The organism is Enterobacter sp. UPMP2052 (assembly GCF_053709675.1).
The window spans coordinates 656125-674390 of sequence record NZ_JBSKJR010000001.1; the positions used below are offsets into that span (position 1 = coordinate 656125).

The window sequence follows — 18266 nt, forward strand, 5'->3', positions numbered from 1 at the left end:
CTGGTCACTTAAGGTGACCAGCATTTTTTCTCGCCGGATATTTCTGGGCTTTTGTTCTTATTTCCCGGGGGTAACTTCGGTCTCTTCTTCCCGGTAATACCAGCCATTTTGCTTTTTCATACAACGTCCTTAACTCGCCCGGCATCTTACCCGGTGAAGCCCAGGGTAACGTTATCAGCAGCCTGGTGATTTCACTTACTGAGCCGCTAAAGCTCAGCTGATAAGGCAGATAATCGCCTTTCAGTTCGAACGCCATCCTTACCATCTGGTACCTCACCAGATTGTAAGTCAGCAGCACACCCCATAACTCCTGCCGCACCAGCTCCGGCAACCTGCTCCGTAACGTCCAGCGGCTGTCCAGCATCCCCTGTTTCGCTTCCCGGTAACCCAGTTCAATTTCCCACCGGTGGCGATATAACTCACTGATATCATTGCCCGGATAGCGATTCTGGTCTGTCAGGGATGTCAGGACCTGTCTTTCCCTGCCGTCAACCGTTCGGGTCAGCAACCTTGCCGTGAACCGTTCGGGGAGCGCAGGCCACTGTTTCCGGGCCTGCGGGCTGGTTCTCAGTTCCACAAGTTCGTCGCCACGTCCCAGTTTGCGCACGACTTCATATTGTGTGTTTTTTTTCAGCGGCAGAAGCCAGTGGCGTTTTTCTCCTGACATCTGCCAGTGATGAAGCAGTCCCGGGGAGTAAAATCCTTTATCAAACAGTGTGATACTTGTATCCGGTGCTTTCTCTGCCAGCTGCGCTGCCAGCCGCATTTCGCTGACGTTTTCGCTGTCAAAGGCGCTGGCGTTAATCAGATGACTGCTGAGCTCCATCAGGCAGACCATCCGGACCTGCGGATAGCCACCGGGACCGTTGCTCCCGGCAGGTCTGCTGAAGGCTGCGCTGTTTTCCGGCGTGTCTGGTGTACGCCAGACGACACCATCCACGGCAAACAGGTTCAGGCCGTGCCATTTCGGATGGGCCGCCTGTTCATTCCAGTGCTGCTGCGTAATGCTGAACAACTCCCGCACGGCATCTTCCCCGAGTGTTTTTCGGCGCTGAATGACTGAGCTGCGGGCGGTGAAGGGTTCACCGGTCCTGTCAGTGATATCCATCAGATTCACGATTTCGGTCATGGGACGATTGCAGAAGATGGACATGCCAACGACAAGCCAGATCAGGGATTCAAGAGGCAGTTTGCGTTTACGGAGCGTGACAGTATCAGTCAGCGTTAACGCCTTCTGAATGAATTCAGCGGGAATGAGATCAGAGAGGCTGCGTGCGTGCTCAGGGGAGGTGACATTAATAATGCCGAGTGCCTGTGAAAGTTCCATTTAAAAAGGGTCCATGCAGAAACATGAACCCTTTTTACACCAGCCACCGGATCGGTCAACCGATCCTTAAATGATCGGCATTAGGCCATGGCCGGGTTTCTTTTTTTACATACGTTCTGCTTTTACATCCGTTCTACGGTTTCGATACCCAGGGTATCCAGACCCAGCTTCAGGGTCTTCGCCGTAAGCTGCGCCAGCTTTAGGCGGCTGTTGCGCACCGAGTCGCTCTCTGCCGACAGGATAGGGCAGTGCTCGTAGAAGCCAGAGAACAGGCCTGCGAGATCGTACAGATAGGAACACATCACGTGCGGGGTGCCGTCACGCGCGACAACCGCCAGCGTCTCTTCGAACTGCAGCAGACGCGCGGCCAACTGCGCTTCACGATCTTCCGTGATGGCGACCGTGGCGTTAGCCAGCGCGCTTTCGTCGATATTGGCTTTGCGGAACACCGAGAGCACGCGGGTGTAAGCGTACTGCATGTACGGTGCCGTGTTACCTTCAAACGCCAGCATGTTATCCCAGTCGAAGATGTAGTCGGTGGTGCGGTTCTTGGAGAGATCCGCGTATTTCACCGCACCGATACCGACGGCGTTCGCCAGTTTTTCCAGCTCATCGGCAGGCATGTCCGGGTTCTTCTCGGCCACCAGACGGCGGGCGCGTTCCAGCGCTTCGTCCAGCAGGTCTGAAAGCTTAACCGTGCCACCGGCGCGGGTTTTGAACGGCTTGCCGTCTTTGCCCAGCATCATGCCGAACATGTGGTGTTCCAGCGGAACGGAATCAGGCACGTAGCCCGCTTTACGCACGATAGTCCACGCCTGCATCAGGTGCTGGTGCTGACGGGAATCGATGTAGTACAGCACGCGGTCGGCGTGCAGGGTTTCGTAGCGGTATTTTGCGCAGGCGATATCGGTAGTAGTGTAGAGGTAGCCGCCATCCTTTTTCTGGATGATCACGCCCATCGGTTCGCCTTCCTTGTTTTTGTACTCATCAAGGAACACCACCGTTGCGCCTTCGCTCTCAACCGCCAGGTTTTTGGCTTTCAGATCCGCCACAATACCCGGCAGCATTGGGTTGTACAGGCTTTCACCCATCACGTCGTCACGGGTCAGCGTGACGTTCAGGCGGTTGTAGGTGAGCTGGTTCTGGGACATGGTGATATCCACCAGCTTGCGCCACATCTCGAGGAAGTACTGATCGCCGCCCTGCAGTTTTACTACGTAGCTGCGCGCGCGCTCGGCGAAGGCTTCGTCTTCATCGTAGTGTTTTTTGGCTTCACGGTAGAACCCTTCCAGGTCTGCCAGCGCCATTTCACCCGCGTTTTCCTGCTGCTGTTTTTCCAGGTAAGCAATCAGCATGCCGAACTGTGTACCCCAGTCGCCCACGTGGTTCGCACGGATCACCTTGTGGCCGAGGAACTCGTTGGTGCGCACGGCGGCATCACCGATGATGGTGGAGCGCAGGTGGCCCACGTGCATCTCTTTCGCCACGTTCGGGGCGGAGTAGTCGATCACGATGGTCTGCGGCTCTGGCTGGGAAACACCCAGACGGTCAGATTTCAGCGCCGCGTCAACGTGGCTTGCCAGGAACGCAGGCTCCAGGAAGATGTTGATAAAGCCGGGGCCGGCAATTTCGGTATTGCTGGCAATGCCGGTGAGATCCAGATGCGTCAGTACCTGCTCAGCGAGCTGTCGCGGTGGCATGCCCAGTTTTTTAGCCACTGCCATCACGCCGTTAGCCTGATAGTCGCCAAACTGTACTTTTGCTGACTGACGAACCTGCGGTTCGCAATCCGCAGGCGCACCTGCGGCAATCAGTGCCTGACTGACTTTTTCTGAGAGAAGAGCCTGAATATTCACCTGGATACCTTACGTTTTTGCTGCGGGTTAACATCCACCCACACCAGTTAAAGAATTTAGGGCGCGAGTATACTGCAAATGCCCGCGTGCGTCAGCCCTGCGGGGGCTGAAGATTGCTCAGAATCCAGGCTAAGAAGGTGTGCATAATCATGCAGTAATAAAAACCCCGAATCTGCGGTTGGTTGACGGCGGGCAACAGAGTAAATTAGCGGCTTTGCGACCCGAAAAGAGACTGACGTATGGCGAACTGGCACTCCATTGACGAACTGCATGATATTTCCGCAGATTTACCGCGCTTCACCCAGGCGTTCACAGAACTTGCCACCCGCCTCGGTCTGGATATTGCACCGCTTGAGGCCGATCACATCTCTTTACGCTGCCATCAAAACGCGACGGCCGAGCGCTGGCGTCGTGGATTTGAACAGTGCGGCGAGTTGCTTTCTGAAAACATCATTAACGGGCGGCCAATTTGTCTGTTCAAACTGCATGAACCGGTCTGTGTGGCGCACTGGCGCTTCACGGTGGTGGAACTGCCCTGGCCGGGTGAAAAACGCTATCCGCACGAAGGCTGGGAGCATATCGAAATTGTTCTGCCGGGCGATCCTGACGGCCTGAATGCCCGTGCGCTGGCGCTGTTATCTGACGAAGGCTTAAGCAAGCCGGGGATCTTTGTCAAAACGAGTTCCCCGAAAGGCGAACGCGAGCGTTTGCCTAACCCGACGCTGGCGGTCACCGACGGGCAGGTGACGGTGAAGTTTCATCCGTGGACGATAGAGCAGATTGTCGCCAGCGAAGCATCAGAGTTGTGACGCTACGCGAAGACCCCGTGCGGTGAGCGTGTCACGATAGCGTGTTGAATCGATTTTAGGGAGGAAAAGATGGCGCTGCTGGAGATTTGTTGTTACAGCGTGGAGTGTGCCGTTACGGCGCAAAAGCACGGGGCCGATCGCATTGAACTCTGTGCGGCACCGAAAGAGGGCGGGCTGACGCCGTCGTACGGCGTGCTGAAATCTGCCCGCCGGGACGTCACGATCCCGGTACACCCGATCGTCCGCCCGCGCGGCGGTGATTTTTGTTACACAGCGGGTGAATTCAGTGCCATGCTTGATGATATCGCCCTCGTGCGCGACCTGGGCTTCCCTGGGCTGGTGACCGGCCTGCTTGATGAAGACGGCAATGTCGATCTTCCCCGCATGCGCCAGGTGATGGCGGCCGCAAAGGGGATGGCCGTCACCTTTCATCGCGCGTTTGATATGTGTAAAGCACCTCTTCAAGCCTTTGATACGCTGGCGGAACTTGGCGTGGCCCGCGTCCTGACGTCCGGCCAGCAAGCATCCGCTGAAAAAGGACTGCAATTAATTACGGAACTAAAAGCACATTCCGGTGTTCCAATCATTATGGCGGGCGCAGGAGTACGCGCCAGCAATCTGGAACTGTTTTTAAACGCAGGGGTAGAAGAGCTTCACAGCTCAGCGGGGAAATGGATACCGTCACCCATGCGTTATCGCAATACAGGGTTGTCTATGTCGACGGATGCTGAAGCGGATGAGTACTCGCGCTACGGTGTAGATGGAGAGTCGGTTGCGGTAATGAAATCGCTGATTGAACGTCATCACGTGTAGCAACGTACCGATTTTTACCGCGCATCATGTCGCCCAATATGATGCTTGCTTGTACCAGGCCCCTGCAATTTCAACAGGGGCCTTTTTTTATCCCCCTCACCCTAACCCTCTCCCCAAAGAGGAGAGGGGACTGTACGGTGCGGTCTTTTCTCCCTCGCCCCTTTGGGGAGAGGGCCGGGGTGAGGGGGCAAAATCTACGGCTTTGTCGCTATCAACACCGCGCGCATCGGTGCCGGATAGCCTTCGACGGTCTTGCTGTGGTCGTCCGGGTCGAGGAACTGCTCCAGCGATTCGGTGATCATCCAGTCGGTGCGGCGCTGCTCTTCGATGGAGGTCACGCAGACATCCGCAATACGGACATCCACAAACCCGCACTTCTCGAGCCAGTTTTTCAGCGCCAGCGCGGACGGAATAAAGTAGACGTTTCGCATCTGCGCATAACGATCGCCCGGAACCAGCACGGTGTGCTCGTCGCCTTCCACCACCAGCGTTTCCAGCACCAGTTCGCCGCCGCTGACCAGCTGATCCTTCAGCTGCCACAGGTGCTCCAGCGGGGAGCGACGGTGATACAGCACGCCCATGGAGAACACCGTGTCGAACGCTTTCAGGGCAGGGAGTTGCTCAATGCCCAGCGGCAGCAGGTGGGCGCGCTGGTCGTTGCCCAGCAGTTTACGCACCGCTTCGAACTGGCACAGGAACAGCTGCATCGGGTCGATACCCACCGCCAGGTGCGCGCCTGCGCCAATCATGCGCCACATGTGGTAGCCGCTGCCACAGCCGACGTCCAGGATCGTGCGCCCGGTGAGGTCCGACAGGTGGGGCAGAACGCGATCCCATTTCCAGTCAGAACGCCATTCGGTATTGATGTTCACGCCATACAGCGAGAACGGCCCTTTGCGCCACGGCATCAGGTTACGCATCAGCGTTTCAATACGGTTTCGTTGCCCCTCGGACAGCGGTGCATCGCTTTCCGCGGTGACGCTGTGCAGCAGGTCCAGACGGTGCGGGGTCAGCTCCGGCAGAAACTCCACCGCGTTAGACCACTGCTTCAGCAGGCCGTGCTGCTGGTCCCGCTGCCAGGTAGCGATCTGCGCAGGCAGGGTTTCCAGCCAGTGGGAGAGATGATTTTTCGCAATCAGCTGATAGAAATTGCCGAACTCGATCATGCGACATCCTCAGCTTTCAGGGCGACCAGCGAGCCAAAGTTAAAGCACTGGAACCACAGTTCGCTGTGCTCAAACCCTGACTGACGCAGTCGGGCTTTGTGTGTTTCAACGGAATCCGTGAGCATGACGTTTTCGAGCATGCTGCGCTTCTGGCTGATCTCCAGCTCGCTGTAGCCGTTTGCACGTTTGAAATCGTGGTGCATATTGAACAGCAGCTCGCCTACGTCCTTGTCTTCAAAGCTAAACTTCTCAGAGAGCACCAGCGCGCCGCCCGGATTCAGACCCTGATAAATTTTATCCAGCAACAGCTGGCGGTCTTCAGGCACCAGGAACTGCAGGGTAAAATTCAGTACCACCATCGACGCATTCGAGATGTCGATATCGCGAATATCACCTTCCACAACCTCTACCGGTGTCGGGGCTTTATAGGCGTCGATGTGTCGGCGGCAGCGTTCCACCATGGCAGGCGAGTTGTCGACGGCAATGATTTTGCATCCGTCATGGCGAACGTTACGACGTACCGACAGCGTTGCCGCGCCGAGCGAACAGCCCAGGTCATAGACCTGCGTGCCGGGTTGAACGAAGCGTTCAGCCAGCATGCCGATCATCGAGATGATATTGGAATATCCGGGAACAGAGCGCTGGATCATATCCGGGAAGACTTCGGCTACCCGTTCATCAAAGGTCCAGTCGCCCAGGCTGGCGATAGGCGCGGAAAAAAGCGTGTCGCGATCTGACATAACGTAAAAATCCGGGAAAAATAAAGGGGCGTATTGTGCGCTAACGCAAGGAGAAAACCAACTCCCACGGCATATACCAAAGGTTAGCCAGCACCATCAGCAAAAGCGAGGCCCATGTCGCGCTCATGCCGGAACGACGCCAGCGGAACAGGCGCTGGTGGAAGCCGTAGTAGTGCATCAACCGGCCCGCAATTAGCAGTAAACCACAGACGTGAACCATCCAGGTCTCCGCACCGTTCATCTCCATAAACAGCAGCATAATTAATGCTACGGGGATGTACTCGACCGCATTGCCGTGAATGCGGATGGCACTTTGCAGTTCAGAGAACCCACCGTCACCGTAGGAGACGCGGTATTGCATTCTCAGGCGCACAACATCAAATGAAAACTTAATCAGCAGTAATGCACCTAACACCGCATACAGCGCGCTGACCATACTAACTCCCTGTTTTTGGCAGATGGTACGTCTCTATGATAGGGGGTGATTTCAGAAAAGAGAAGATTGTTGTGGAATGGCGGGGGCGCTGCCGACAGACGGAACCGCAGCCTGCAAGGCCTGCCAGAGAGCATCGACCAGTTCAGGGGCCTGGGCGATATCGGGGGTGTGTAAAAACAGATACGGCGTGGTGGTTTGCTCCCATTTCGGCAACGTTTGCAGCCAGACGCTAAACAATTCACGATTTTGCTGCATGTTATCGCTGCCGATAAACCGGACCATCGGGTTAGCGGCGGTCAGCACCGCATGCACCGGGACTTTGGGCTTTTTACGCTGGGCGTCAATAATGGCTTCACTGTGGGGGATCGCGCTGTGTACCGGTCTGGAATCGAGAATGACGCGGTTAATGCCCCGGTCGTGCAGCCCGCGGTTCAGCGCTTTCTCCGCCTCGCCTTTGGCAAAGAACTCGGGATGCCTGACCTCTACACCGTAGGTGAATTCCCGGGGCAGGGCATCAAGAAACTGCCACAGCGCAGGCAGATCGCGCGGGCCAAAGACCGCGGGAAGCTGGAGCCAGTACTGCCCGATGCGGTTAGCCAGCGGCGACATCCGGGTGAAAAACTCTTCGGTTAAATCACCGCAGTTGCGCAGGGCGGCGGTGTGCGAGATGGTTGCCGGGAATTTAAAGCAGAAGCGAAACGCGTCGGTGGTCTGCTCGCGCCAGCGCGCGACAATTTCGGCGCGAGGCAGGGCATAAAGCGTGGTATTTCCCTCCACGCAGTTGAAGTGTCGGGCATACTCTTCAAGGCTGGTGATGCCAAGGCGCACCCACTTCGGGTGCGACCACTGAGGCAGGCCCACGTACATCATAGCGCGTTTAAAATCTCGTCCGTGCTGCGCACGCGGCCAATGCGCGGGAAGATGTGGGTCATGCTGCCCTGATGCTGTTCAGAAGAGGCGGCGCTACAGGCATCCTCAGCGATGACCAGGTTAAAACCCAGTTCCCAGGCGTTGCGCGCGGTGGATTCCACGCCGATATTGGTGGAGATCCCGCACAGGATGATGGTGTCGATCCCGCGGCGGCGCAGCTGCAGCTCAAGATCGGTACCGTAGAACGCGCCCCACTGGCGTTTGGTCACTTCAAGGTCGCTGTCGCGTTTACCGAGAGACTCTGGATAGGTCCACCAGTTTTCCGGCAGCGCGTGCGCCGGGGCCTGCGCGTCGACAGGCTGCTTCAGCGCTTCGGCGAAGTCGGCTGACCAGCCTACGCGCACCATGACCACGGGCGCACCGCTGGCGCGGCATTTTTCCGCCAGGCGAGCGGCACGGCTCACCACCTCGTCAGCAGTATGCGGACCACCGGCAAAAGGGAGGATCCCTTCCTGCAAATCAATGACGACAAGTGCAGTTTTGGTGGCATCAAGTGTGAACATAGTAACTCCAGTTAAATGAATCGCTTTGGTTACACCTTACGACGTTATTCCCTGTTATCGGGCGGATAATTTTGTTAATTTTTGTGAGAATGCGCAATTAGAGCGCAGCAAACCACCGTCAGACCGTGCTTCGCTCTTATCGTCGGGCGGAATTTCCAGTATAATAGCCGCCTTTTTTCATCCAGTTGTGACATACAGAAAGCTGCGACATAGTAGCCTGTACATCAGGCAACATTTAGCCTGCGGCTAATTAAGGGATATCTCATGCGTACAGAATATTGCGGGCAGCTGCGTCAGTCCCACGTCGGGCAGCAGGTTACCCTGTGTGGTTGGGTCAATCGCCGTCGCGATCTCGGTAGCCTTATCTTTATCGATATGCGCGACCGCGAAGGCATTGTTCAGGTGTTCTTCGATCCCGATCGCGCAGAGGCGTTGAAGCTGGCGTCTGAGCTGCGTAATGAGTTCTGCATCCAGGTAACCGGCACCGTGCGTGCGCGTGACGAGAAAAACGTCAATGCAGAGATGGCGACGGGCGCAGTTGAAGTGCTGGCCTCCGATCTGGTCATCATCAACCGTGCCGAAGCGCTGCCGCTGGACTCCAACCACGTCAACACCGAAGAAGCACGCCTGAAATACCGCTACCTGGATCTGCGTCGCCCGGAAATGGCTCAGCGCCTGAAGACCCGTGCGAAAATCACCAGCCTGGTGCGCCGCTTTATGGATGACCACGGTTTTCTGGATATCGAAACCCCGATGCTGACCAAAGCCACGCCGGAAGGCGCGCGCGATTACCTGGTCCCGTCCCGCGTTCATAAAGGCAAGTTCTACGCGCTGCCGCAGTCTCCTCAGCTGTTCAAACAGCTGCTGATGATGTCCGGCTTCGATCGATACTATCAGATTGTAAAATGCTTCCGCGACGAAGACCTGCGTGCTGACCGTCAGCCAGAATTTACCCAGATCGATGTGGAAACCTCCTTCATGACCGCCGAGCAGGTGCGTGAAGTGATGGAAGCGCTGGTGCGCGGCCTGTGGAACGACGTCAAAGGCGTTGAGCTGGGCGACTTCCCTGTCATGACCTTCGCCGAAGCCGAGCGTCGCTACGGCTCCGACAAACCAGACCTGCGTAACCCGATGGAGCTGGTGGACGTGGCGGACCTGGTGAAATCCGTTGAGTTCGCGGTCTTTGCTGGCCCGGCTAATGATGCCAAAGGCCGTGTGGCTGCCCTGCGCGTACCGGGCGGTGCCAGCTTAAGCCGTAAGCAGATTGACGACTACGGCAATTTCATCAAAATCTACGGCGCGAAAGGCCTGGCCTATATTAAAGTGACCGAACGCGCGAAAGGCCTGGACGGTATCACCAGCCCGGTGGCGAAGTTCCTGAACGCGGACATTGTAGAAGCGATCCTTGAGCGCACCGGCGCGCAGGACGGCGATATGATCTTCTTCGGCGCAGACAACAAAAAAGTCGTTGCGGATGCGATGGGCGCGCTGCGTCTGAAGCTCGGCAAAGACCTGAGTCTGACCGACGAAACCAAATGGGCACCGCTGTGGGTTATCGACTTCCCGATGTTTGAAGACGACGGCGAAGGCGGCCTGACCGCAATGCACCACCCGTTCACCTCGCCAAAAGACATGACGGCGGCAGAGCTGAAAGCGGCCCCTGAAGAGGCGGTAGCGAACGCCTATGACATGGTCATCAACGGCTACGAAGTGGGCGGGGGTTCCGTGCGTATTCACAGCGGCGAGATGCAGCAGACCGTGTTCGGTATTCTGGGCATTAACGAGCAGGAGCAGCGCGAGAAGTTCGGCTTCCTGCTGGACGCCCTGAAATACGGTACGCCGCCGCACGCGGGTCTGGCATTCGGTCTTGACCGTCTGACCATGCTGCTGACCGGCACCGACAACATTCGCGATGTTATCGCCTTCCCGAAAACCACGGCTGCTGCGTGTCTGATGACCGAAGCACCAAGCTTTGCTAACCCGGCTTCACTGGCTGAGTTAGGCATTGAAGTGGTGAAGAAGGACGAGAAAAACTGATATGGCATATAAGCGTCCCGTTTCTGTTCTGGTGGTCATTTATGCAGAAGATACGAAGCGGGTGCTGATGTTGCAGCGGCGTGACGACCCTGATTTCTGGCAGTCGGTTACCGGCAGCCTGGAAGAGGGGGAGACCGCGTCGCAGGCCGCCGCGCGTGAAGTAAAGGAAGAGGTCACGATTGACGTTGCCAGTGAGCAACTGACCCTGAAGGACTGTCAGCGCACGGTGGAGTTTGAAATTTTTAGCCATTTACGTCATCGCTATGCGCCGGGGATTGAGCGCAATACGGAATCGTGGTTCTGTCTCGCGCTCCCCCACGAACGGGAGATCGTGTTCACGGAACACCTGACCTACCGCTGGGTGAACGCGACGGATGCCGCCGCGCTGACCAAGTCGTGGAGCAACCGGCAGGCGATTGAAGAATTTGTAATTAACGCTGCCTGAGAAGGCGCGATTTTTGGAGAACTTTTTATGGCAGGTCATAGTAAGTGGGCCAACACCAAACACCGCAAAGCGGCACAGGATGCCAAGCGCGGTAAAATCTTTACCAAAATCATTCGTGAGCTGGTAACGGCAGCACGTCTGGGCGGCGGCGATCCGGCGTCTAACCCTCGCCTGCGCGCAGCGGTTGATAAAGCGCTGTCCAACAACATGACGCGTGACACCCTGAACCGTGCTATCGCACGCGGCGTGGGCGGTGATGAAGACGCGAACATGGAAACCATCATTTATGAAGGTTACGGCCCTGGCGGTACTGCGGTCATGGTGGAATGCCTGTCCGACAACCGTAACCGTACCGTTGCCGAAGTGCGCCATGCGTTCACCAAAACCGGTGGCAACCTGGGTACCGACGGCTCCGTGGCTTACCTGTTCAGCAAAAAAGGCGTGATCTCGTTTGAGAAAGGCGATGAAGATGTGATCATGGAAGCTGCGCTGGAAGCGGGTGCGGAAGACGTGGTGACCTACGACGACGGCGCTATCGACGTGTATACCGCGTGGGAAGAGATGGGTGCCGTGCGTGACGCGCTGGAAGCGGCGGGCCTGAAAGCGGACAACGCTGAAGTCTCTATGATCCCGTCTACCAAAGCAGACATGGATGCTGAAACGGCACCAAAACTGCTGCGTCTGATCGACATGCTTGAAGATTGCGACGACGTGCAGGAAGTGTACCACAACGGTGAAATCTCTGATGAGGTGGCGGCAACGCTGTAATGGCGTGGCTTAACCTTGTCGTAAGTGGAGACGCGCGATGTCGATAATCCTTGGGATTGACCCCGGCTCGCGCATCACCGGTTATGGCGTCATCCGTCAGGTTGGACGCCAGTTAACCTATCTGGGCAGCGGCTGCATTCGCACAAAGGTCGACGATTTGCCGTCACGCCTGAAGCTGATTTATGCAGGCGTGTCGGAGATTATCACCCAGTTCCAGCCTGACTATTTCGCCATCGAGCAGGTCTTTATGGCGAAAAACGCCGATTCAGCACTCAAGCTGGGCCAGGCGCGCGGTGTGGCAATTGTTGCCGCCGTGAACCAGGATTTGCCCGTGTTCGAGTATGCGGCAAGACAGGTCAAGCAGACGGTGGTCGGCATAGGTAGCGCGGAAAAAAGCCAGGTGCAGCACATGGTGCGTACCTTGCTGAAGCTTCCCGCTAACCCGCAGGCCGATGCCGCCGATGCGCTGGCGATTGCAATAACCCATTGCCACGTCAGCCAGAATGCGATGCAGATGAGCGAGTCGCGGCTTAATCTGGCGAGAGGCAGGTTACGATAATAGTAAATCAGGCTGGATAAACATCCAGCCTTTTTTTATTATACCCGTCATACTTCAAGTTGTATGTGCGTTGGCTGCACTCGTTCACCCCAGTCACTTACTCATGTAAGCTCCTGGGGATTCACTCCCTTGCCGCCTTCCTACAACTCGAATTATTTAGGGTATATGTCCAGCAAACATTTTCCAGAACGCAGGAGCGTCATGTGATAGGCAGACTCAGAGGCATCATCCTTGAAAAACAACCCCCGTTAGTGCTGCTGGAAGTGGGTGGCGTGGGCTATGAAGTCCATATGCCGATGACCTGCTTCTATGAGCTGCCTGACGCAGGTAAAGAGGCGATAGTTTTTACGCAGTTCGTGGTGCGTGAAGATGCTCAGCTGCTCTATGGCTTCAACAACAAACAAGAGCGGATGCTGTTCCGTGAGTTAATTAAAACCAACGGCGTGGGCCCAAAACTGGCGCTGGCGATCCTGTCCGGGATGTCTGCGCCGCAGTTTGTGAATGCCGTTGAGCGTGAAGATCCCGCCGCGCTGATTAAGCTGCCGGGTATCGGTAAAAAAACCGCAGAACGCCTGATTGTCGAAATGAAAGACCGCTTCAAAGGCCTGCATGGCGATCTGTTTACCCCTGCCGCTGACCTGGTACTCACCTCGCCGGGCGCGCCGTCATCGGATGATGCGGAACAGGAAGCAGTTGCCGCGCTGGTGGCGCTGGGCTATAAACCTCAGGAAGCCAGCCGTATGGTAAGTAAAGTGGCCAAACCGGATGCCGGCAGTGAAACTCTGATTCGTGAAGCGCTGCGCGCTGCATTGTGAGGTAAAGGATGATTGAAGCAGACCGTCTGGTATCGGCCGTCAGCAGTATGCCAGAAGATGTGGTGGACCGCGCGATCCGCCCCAAATTGCTGGATGAATATATCGGCCAGCCGCAGGTTCGCTCTCAGATGGAAATCTTCATCCAGGCGGCCAAACTGCGCGGCGACGCGCTCGATCACCTGCTGATTTTTGGCCCGCCGGGGTTAGGGAAAACCACGCTGGCGAACATCGTCGCCAACGAAATGGGCGTCAACCTGCGCACCACCTCCGGCCCGGTGCTGGAGAAAGCGGGCGATCTCGCGGCGATGCTCACCAACCTCGAACCGCACGACGTCTTGTTTATCGATGAGATCCACCGTCTGTCACCGGTGGTGGAAGAGGTGCTCTATCCGGCGATGGAAGATTATCAGCTGGATATCATGATCGGCGAAGGCCCGGCGGCGCGCTCAATCAAGATTGACCTGCCGCCGTTCACCCTGATTGGCGCAACCACCCGCGCCGGCTCCCTGACGTCGCCCCTGCGTGACCGCTTCGGCATTGTTCAGCGTCTGGAGTTTTACCAGGTGCCGGATCTCCAGCACATCGTGGGGCGCAGCGCGCGTTTTATGGGGCTGGAGATGAGCGAAGAAGGGGCTTACGAGGTGGCGAAACGCTCCCGTGGCACGCCGCGAATCGCTAACCGTCTGCTGCGTCGTGTGCGTGATTTCGCCGAAGTGAAGCACGATGGTTCGATCTCAGCCGATATTGCAGCCCAGGCGCTGGATATGCTGAATGTCGATGCAGAAGGCTTTGACTACATGGACCGCAAGCTGCTGCTGGCGATCCTGGATAAATTCTTCGGTGGGCCGGTGGGGCTGGATAACCTTGCCGCGGCAATCGGGGAAGAGCGTGAAACGATTGAGGACGTGCTCGAGCCGTATCTGATCCAGCAGGGGTTCTTACAGCGCACCCCGCGCGGGCGAATGGCGACGGTGCGGGCGTGGGATCATTTCGGGATTACGCCGCCGACAATGCCATAAATCATGCCGGATGGCGGCTTCGCCTTATCCGGCTTACGGGTATTCTGTTGATTTTGTCGCCCCGGTAAACGAAGCGTCACCGGGGAAACACTGATTACTGTGCGGTTTTCTTCATCATACTGAAGACAAACAGCACTGCCGCACTTAATACCACAGAAGGGCCTGCTGGCGTGTCGTAGAACGCCGAGAAGGTTAACCCGCCCGTTACCGCAATCATCCCGATAATCACCGCAATGCCTGCCATCTGCTCCGGCGTACGGGCAAAACGACGCGCGGTGGCGGCGGGGATAATCAGCAGGGACGTAATGATCAACGCACCAACAAACTTCATGGCCACGCCGATGGTTAACGCCGTGACCAGCATCAGCAGCAGCTTCACGCGCTGGAGCTTCACTCCATCGACGAAGGCCAGATCCGGGCTGATGGTCATCGCCAGAAGATTGCGCCACTGCCAGAAGAGGATCCCCAGCACAACCACCACGCCAATGGCGATCGAGATCAGGTCTTCCGGCGTCACCGCGAGGAGATCGCCGAACAGGTAGGCCATCAAATCCACGCGGATGTTTGACATCAGGCTCACGACGACCAGACCTAGCGACAGGGCGCTGTGCGCCATAATGCCGAGCAGCGTATCAATAGCGAGGTGAGGGCGTTTTTCCAGCCAGACCAGCCCGGCGGCCAGCAGCAGCGTGACCACTATCACGGCGTAAAACGGATTGATATTCAGCAGCAAGCCAAAGGCCACGCCTAGCAACGAGGCGTGTGCCAGGGTATCGCCGAAGTAAGACATTCTGCGCCAGACAACAAATGAGCCTAAAGGCCCGGCGGCGCAGGCAAGCATAACCCCGGCCAGCCAGCCGGGCAGTAACAGTTCAATCATGAGTGTCCATTTCCCCGACGCAGGACAATTCGTCCCTGTAAATCATGGCGGTGGTTGTGATTATGGCGATAAATGCCCAGCTGTTCGGCACCCCGGTGTCCAAACATTGAGATAAACTCCGGGTGCATTGAAACGACCTCTGGCGTGCCGGAGCAGCAGATGTGATGGTTCAGACACAGCACTTCGTCGGTCTTCGCCATGACCAGATGCAGATCGTGCGATACCATGAGTACCGCGCAGTTTAGCTCGCGGCGCAGCTGGTCGATCAGATCGTAGAGGGCAACCTGGCCATTGACGTCAACACCCTGCGTCGGTTCATCAAGCACCAGCAGCTGTGGGCTGCTTAACAATGCCCGCGCCAGCAAGACACGCTGGGTTTCGCCACCCGAGAGTTTTTGCAGGGGGGCGTCAATCAGATGACCGGCCTGGACACGTTTGAGCGCAGGCAGAATATCGTCTTTACGCGTACCGGGCCGAAGGCGCAAAAAGCGGCTGACCGTCAGCGGCAGGGTCGCGTCCAGGTGTAATTTCTGCGGCACATAGCCAATACGCAGCTGTCCGTCGCGCTTGATAACCCCTTCATCAGGTGCTATCAGGCCGAGCACCACGCGCACAAGCGTCGATTTACCCGCGCCGTTGGGGCCGAGCAGCGTTAAAATTTTACCGGGCTTCAGGTCAAGCGACACGTCAGAGAGGACGCGGCGCTGACCAAAGGAGACCGAAATTTTTTCGAGAGAAACCAAAGTCGTCATGTCAATTTACGCTTGCAGAAGTCGTGAAATGTTATAATATCACATTCCCCGCATTCATTACGATGATTAGTCGCATTATGTTACAGAAAAATACGCTTCTTTTCGCAGCATTATCCGCTGCCCTTTGGGGTACAACAGCACAAGATGTTAACGCCGCTGTTGTCGCTTCGCTTAAACCGCTTGGATTCATCGCCTCCGCCGTTGCTGATGGTGTCACGGAGACGCAGGTTTTACTGCCTGACGGTGCCTCTGAGCATGACTATTCTTTGCGTCCTTCTGATGTAAAACGCTTACAAAACGCGGACTTAGTTGTGTGGATTGGTCCCGAGATGGAAGCCTTCATGCAGAAGACGGCTAAACAGGTGCCTGCGCAGAAACAGGTCACCATTGCTGAACTTGCTGGCGTGAAACCGTTACTCATGAAAGGGTCTGACGACGATGGCGACGAACACGGTCACGATCATGCTCACGGCGAAAAAGGTGACGGCGATCACCATCATGGTGAATACAACATGCACCTGTGGCTTTCCCCTGAGATAGCGCGCCTGTCCGCGGTTGCAATCCACGACAAATTAGTGGAACTTATGCCGCAAAGTCGAGCCAAACTTGACGCCAACCTGAAGGATTTTGAGGCACAATTAGCCGCAACCGATAAACAGGTGGGTAACGAGCTCGCGCCGCTGAAAGGAAAAGGGTATTTCGTTTTTCATGACGCCTACGGCTATTACGAAAAACACTACGGTCTGACCCCGCTGGGGCATTTCACCGTTAACCCGGAAATTCAGCCTGGTGCGCAGCGTTTACATGAAATCAGAACACAGTTGGTTGAGCAAAAAGCGACATGCGTTTTTGCTGAGCCACAGTTCAGGCCAGCGGTCGTAGAAGCCGTGGCCAGGGGAACATCCGTGCGCATGGGTACCCTTGACCCGCTAGGAACGAACATCCAGTTGAGCAAAGCGAGCTATTCGCAGTTCCTCAGCCAACTGGCGAACCAGTATGCGAGCTGCCTGAAAGGAGATTAACGAGGAAGTGAATACGTGCAACAGATAGCCCGCTCTGTCGCCCTGGCATTTAACAATTTGCCTCGACCCCATCGCGTTATGCTGGGGTCGCTTACGGTTCTCACCTTAGCGGTCGCCGTCTGGCGGCCCTATGTTTACCACCCGAGTTCTGCCCCTATCATCAAAACCATCGAGCTTGAAAAGAGTGAAATTCGTTCTCTTCTGCCTGAAGCCAGTGAACCTATCGATCAGGCTGCGCAGGAAGATGAAGCGATCCCTCAGGATGAGCTGGATGATAAAATCGCCAATGAAGCGGGCATTCACGAATATGTCGTGTCGACGGGCGATACGCTGAGCAGCGTGCTCAACCAGTACGGCATCGATATGGGTGATATCAGCCGGCTCGCGGCCTCGGATAAAGAGTTACGCAACCTCAAGATTGGTCAACAGCTCTCCTGGACGCTAACCGCAGACGGTGATTTACAGCGCCTGACGTGGGAAATGTCGCGCCGGGAAACCCGCACCTACGATCGCACTGCAAACGGTTTCAAGATGACCAGCGAAATGCAGCAGGGCGACTGGGTCAACAGCGTGATGAAAGGCACCGTTGGGGGGAGCTTCGTCTCTGCGGCACGGGATGCGGGCCTGACCAGCGCTGAAATCAGCTCGGTTATCAAAGCCATGCAGTGGCAGATGGACTTCCGCAAACTGAAAAAAGGCGATGAGTTCTCCGTGCTGATGTCTCGCGAGATGCTTGACGGCAAACGCGAACAGAGCCAGCTGCTTGGCGTGCGTCTGCGTTCTGCGGGCAAAGATTATTATGCTATTCGCGCCGAAGACGGTAAGTTCTACGACCGTAACGGGACAGGCCTTGCGAAAGGTTTCCTGCGTTTCCCGACCGCGAAACAGTTCCGCGTCTCCTCCAACTTTAACCCGCGTCGTCTGAACCCGGTCACGGGCCGCATTGCGCCGCACCGTGGCGTGGACTTCGCGATGCCGCAGGGCACGCCGGTACTGGCTGTGGGCGACGGTGAGGTCGTTATGGCCAAACGCAGCGGCGCTGCCGGCTATTACGTGGCGGTTCGTCATGGTCGTACCTACACCACACGCTATATGCACCTGCGTAAGCTGCTGGTCAAACCGGGTCAGAAAGTGAAGCGCGGAGACCGCATTGCGCTTTCGGGCAATACCGGGCGTTCAACCGGGCCGCATCTGCACTATGAAGTGTGGATCAACCAGCAGGCGGTGAATCCGCTGACGGCGAAACTGCCGCGCACGGAAGGCCTGACGGGTAAAGATCGTACCGACTACCTGGCGCAGGTCAAAGAGGTGATGCCACAGCTGCGCTTCGACTAAGCCCTCTGATTTACTGCAAAGCCGGCTCCCTGTGCGCCGGCTTTTTCTTTTGTG

Annotated in this window: 19 protein-coding genes; 10 read left to right on the forward strand and 9 right to left on the reverse strand. The window is 56.6% G+C overall.

Annotated features, from left to right (window positions below; all coding sequences use genetic code 11):
- Positions 1 to 4: 4 nt before the first annotated feature.
- Positions 5 to 1327 (reverse strand): IS4 family transposase, encoded by a 1323-nt coding sequence (locus tag ACWKX3_RS02965; protein WP_454541243.1) that lies wholly within the window; start codon positions 1325 to 1327, stop codon positions 5 to 7.
- Positions 1328 to 1449: 122 nt separating this feature from the next.
- Positions 1450 to 3183, reverse strand: coding sequence for an arginine--tRNA ligase (argS, locus tag ACWKX3_RS02970; RefSeq protein ID WP_454541244.1), 1734 nt, complete (start codon positions 3181 to 3183; stop codon positions 1450 to 1452).
- A 239-nt stretch (positions 3184 to 3422) separates the two neighbouring features.
- Between argS and ACWKX3_RS02975 the strand changes: the two genes are divergently transcribed.
- Both ACWKX3_RS02975 and cutC read left to right on the forward strand, forming a co-directional pair.
- Positions 3423 to 3992, forward strand: coding sequence for a VOC family protein (locus ACWKX3_RS02975; protein WP_454541245.1), 570 nt, complete (start codon positions 3423 to 3425; stop codon positions 3990 to 3992).
- Between the two features lie 69 nt (positions 3993 to 4061).
- Complete coding sequence (gene cutC, locus ACWKX3_RS02980; protein WP_006176059.1) at positions 4062 to 4805, forward strand: copper homeostasis protein CutC; 744 nt, start codon at positions 4062 to 4064, stop codon at positions 4803 to 4805.
- A 194-nt stretch (positions 4806 to 4999) separates the two neighbouring features.
- Here cutC and cmoB read toward each other — a convergent pair whose 3' ends face one another.
- The 5 genes from cmoB to ACWKX3_RS03005 are packed head-to-tail and all read right to left on the reverse strand — an operon-like array spanning position 5000 to position 8580.
- Positions 5000 to 5971 (reverse strand): tRNA 5-methoxyuridine(34)/uridine 5-oxyacetic acid(34) synthase CmoB, encoded by a 972-nt coding sequence (gene cmoB / locus ACWKX3_RS02985; RefSeq protein ID WP_006176057.1) that lies wholly within the window; start codon positions 5969 to 5971, stop codon positions 5000 to 5002.
- Positions 5968 to 6711 carry a carboxy-S-adenosyl-L-methionine synthase CmoA gene (cmoA, locus tag ACWKX3_RS02990; RefSeq protein WP_006176056.1) on the reverse strand — a complete coding sequence of 248 codons (744 nt, stop codon included), beginning with the start codon at positions 6709 to 6711 and terminating at the stop codon, positions 5968 to 5970. The genes cmoB and cmoA overlap by 4 nt, the downstream gene beginning before the upstream one ends.
- Positions 6712 to 6751: 40 nt before the next feature.
- Positions 6752 to 7147 (reverse strand): MAPEG family protein, encoded by a 396-nt coding sequence (locus ACWKX3_RS02995; RefSeq protein WP_006176055.1) that lies wholly within the window; start codon positions 7145 to 7147, stop codon positions 6752 to 6754.
- A 51-nt stretch (positions 7148 to 7198) separates the two neighbouring features.
- On the reverse strand, positions 7199 to 8017 hold the full coding sequence (locus ACWKX3_RS03000; protein ID WP_058610189.1) for a DUF72 domain-containing protein: 819 nt from the start codon (positions 8015 to 8017) through the stop codon (positions 7199 to 7201).
- Positions 8014 to 8580 (reverse strand): hydrolase, encoded by a 567-nt coding sequence (locus ACWKX3_RS03005; RefSeq protein WP_101737464.1) that lies wholly within the window; start codon positions 8578 to 8580, stop codon positions 8014 to 8016. Before ACWKX3_RS03005 ends, ACWKX3_RS03000 begins: the two co-directional genes overlap by 4 nt.
- Before the next feature lie 264 nt (positions 8581 to 8844).
- Between ACWKX3_RS03005 and aspS the strand changes: the two genes are divergently transcribed.
- The 6 genes from aspS (at position 8845) to ruvB (ending at position 14223) form a co-directional block, all read left to right on the forward strand.
- The gene (aspS, locus tag ACWKX3_RS03010; RefSeq protein WP_006176051.1) at positions 8845 to 10617 is read left to right on the forward strand and encodes an aspartate--tRNA ligase; all 1773 of its coding nucleotides are present in this window, start codon (positions 8845 to 8847) and stop codon (positions 10615 to 10617) included.
- 1 nt (position 10618) lies between these two features.
- A complete protein-coding gene (gene nudB, locus ACWKX3_RS03015; protein WP_006176050.1) occupies positions 10619 to 11062 on the forward strand; it encodes a dihydroneopterin triphosphate diphosphatase in 444 nt (147 codons plus the stop codon).
- Positions 11063 to 11089: 27 nt separating this feature from the next.
- Positions 11090 to 11830, forward strand: coding sequence for a YebC/PmpR family DNA-binding transcriptional regulator (locus ACWKX3_RS03020; RefSeq protein WP_006176049.1), 741 nt, complete (start codon positions 11090 to 11092; stop codon positions 11828 to 11830).
- Positions 11831 to 11867: 37 nt separating this feature from the next.
- Positions 11868 to 12389, forward strand: coding sequence for a crossover junction endodeoxyribonuclease RuvC (gene ruvC / locus ACWKX3_RS03025; protein WP_006176048.1), 522 nt, complete (start codon positions 11868 to 11870; stop codon positions 12387 to 12389).
- Between the two features lie 203 nt (positions 12390 to 12592).
- The gene (gene ruvA / locus ACWKX3_RS03030; RefSeq protein ID WP_006176047.1) at positions 12593 to 13204 is read left to right on the forward strand and encodes a Holliday junction branch migration protein RuvA; all 612 of its coding nucleotides are present in this window, start codon (positions 12593 to 12595) and stop codon (positions 13202 to 13204) included.
- Between the two features lie 8 nt (positions 13205 to 13212).
- Positions 13213 to 14223 carry a Holliday junction branch migration DNA helicase RuvB gene (gene ruvB / locus ACWKX3_RS03035; protein ID WP_454541246.1) on the forward strand — a complete coding sequence of 337 codons (1011 nt, stop codon included), beginning with the start codon at positions 13213 to 13215 and terminating at the stop codon, positions 14221 to 14223.
- Positions 14224 to 14317: 94 nt separating this feature from the next.
- Here ruvB and znuB read toward each other — a convergent pair whose 3' ends face one another.
- Both znuB and znuC read right to left on the reverse strand, forming a co-directional pair.
- Complete coding sequence (gene znuB / locus ACWKX3_RS03040; protein ID WP_006176045.1) at positions 14318 to 15103, reverse strand: zinc ABC transporter permease subunit ZnuB; 786 nt, start codon at positions 15101 to 15103, stop codon at positions 14318 to 14320.
- Positions 15100 to 15855, reverse strand: a complete 756-nt coding sequence (gene znuC, locus ACWKX3_RS03045; RefSeq protein WP_006176044.1) for a zinc ABC transporter ATP-binding protein ZnuC — start codon at positions 15853 to 15855, stop codon at positions 15100 to 15102. Before znuC ends, znuB begins: the two co-directional genes overlap by 4 nt.
- A gap of 77 nt (positions 15856 to 15932) precedes the next feature.
- On the opposite strand from znuC, the gene znuA reads away from it, so the two are divergent.
- The gene (gene znuA / locus ACWKX3_RS03050; protein WP_454541247.1) at positions 15933 to 16877 is read left to right on the forward strand and encodes a zinc ABC transporter substrate-binding protein ZnuA; all 945 of its coding nucleotides are present in this window, start codon (positions 15933 to 15935) and stop codon (positions 16875 to 16877) included.
- A 15-nt stretch (positions 16878 to 16892) separates the two neighbouring features.
- Positions 16893 to 18212: a murein DD-endopeptidase MepM gene (gene mepM, locus ACWKX3_RS03055; protein ID WP_042320057.1), complete on the forward strand. Its 1320-nt coding sequence runs from the start codon at positions 16893 to 16895 to the stop codon at positions 18210 to 18212.
- The last annotated feature ends 54 nt before the right edge of the window (positions 18213 to 18266 follow it).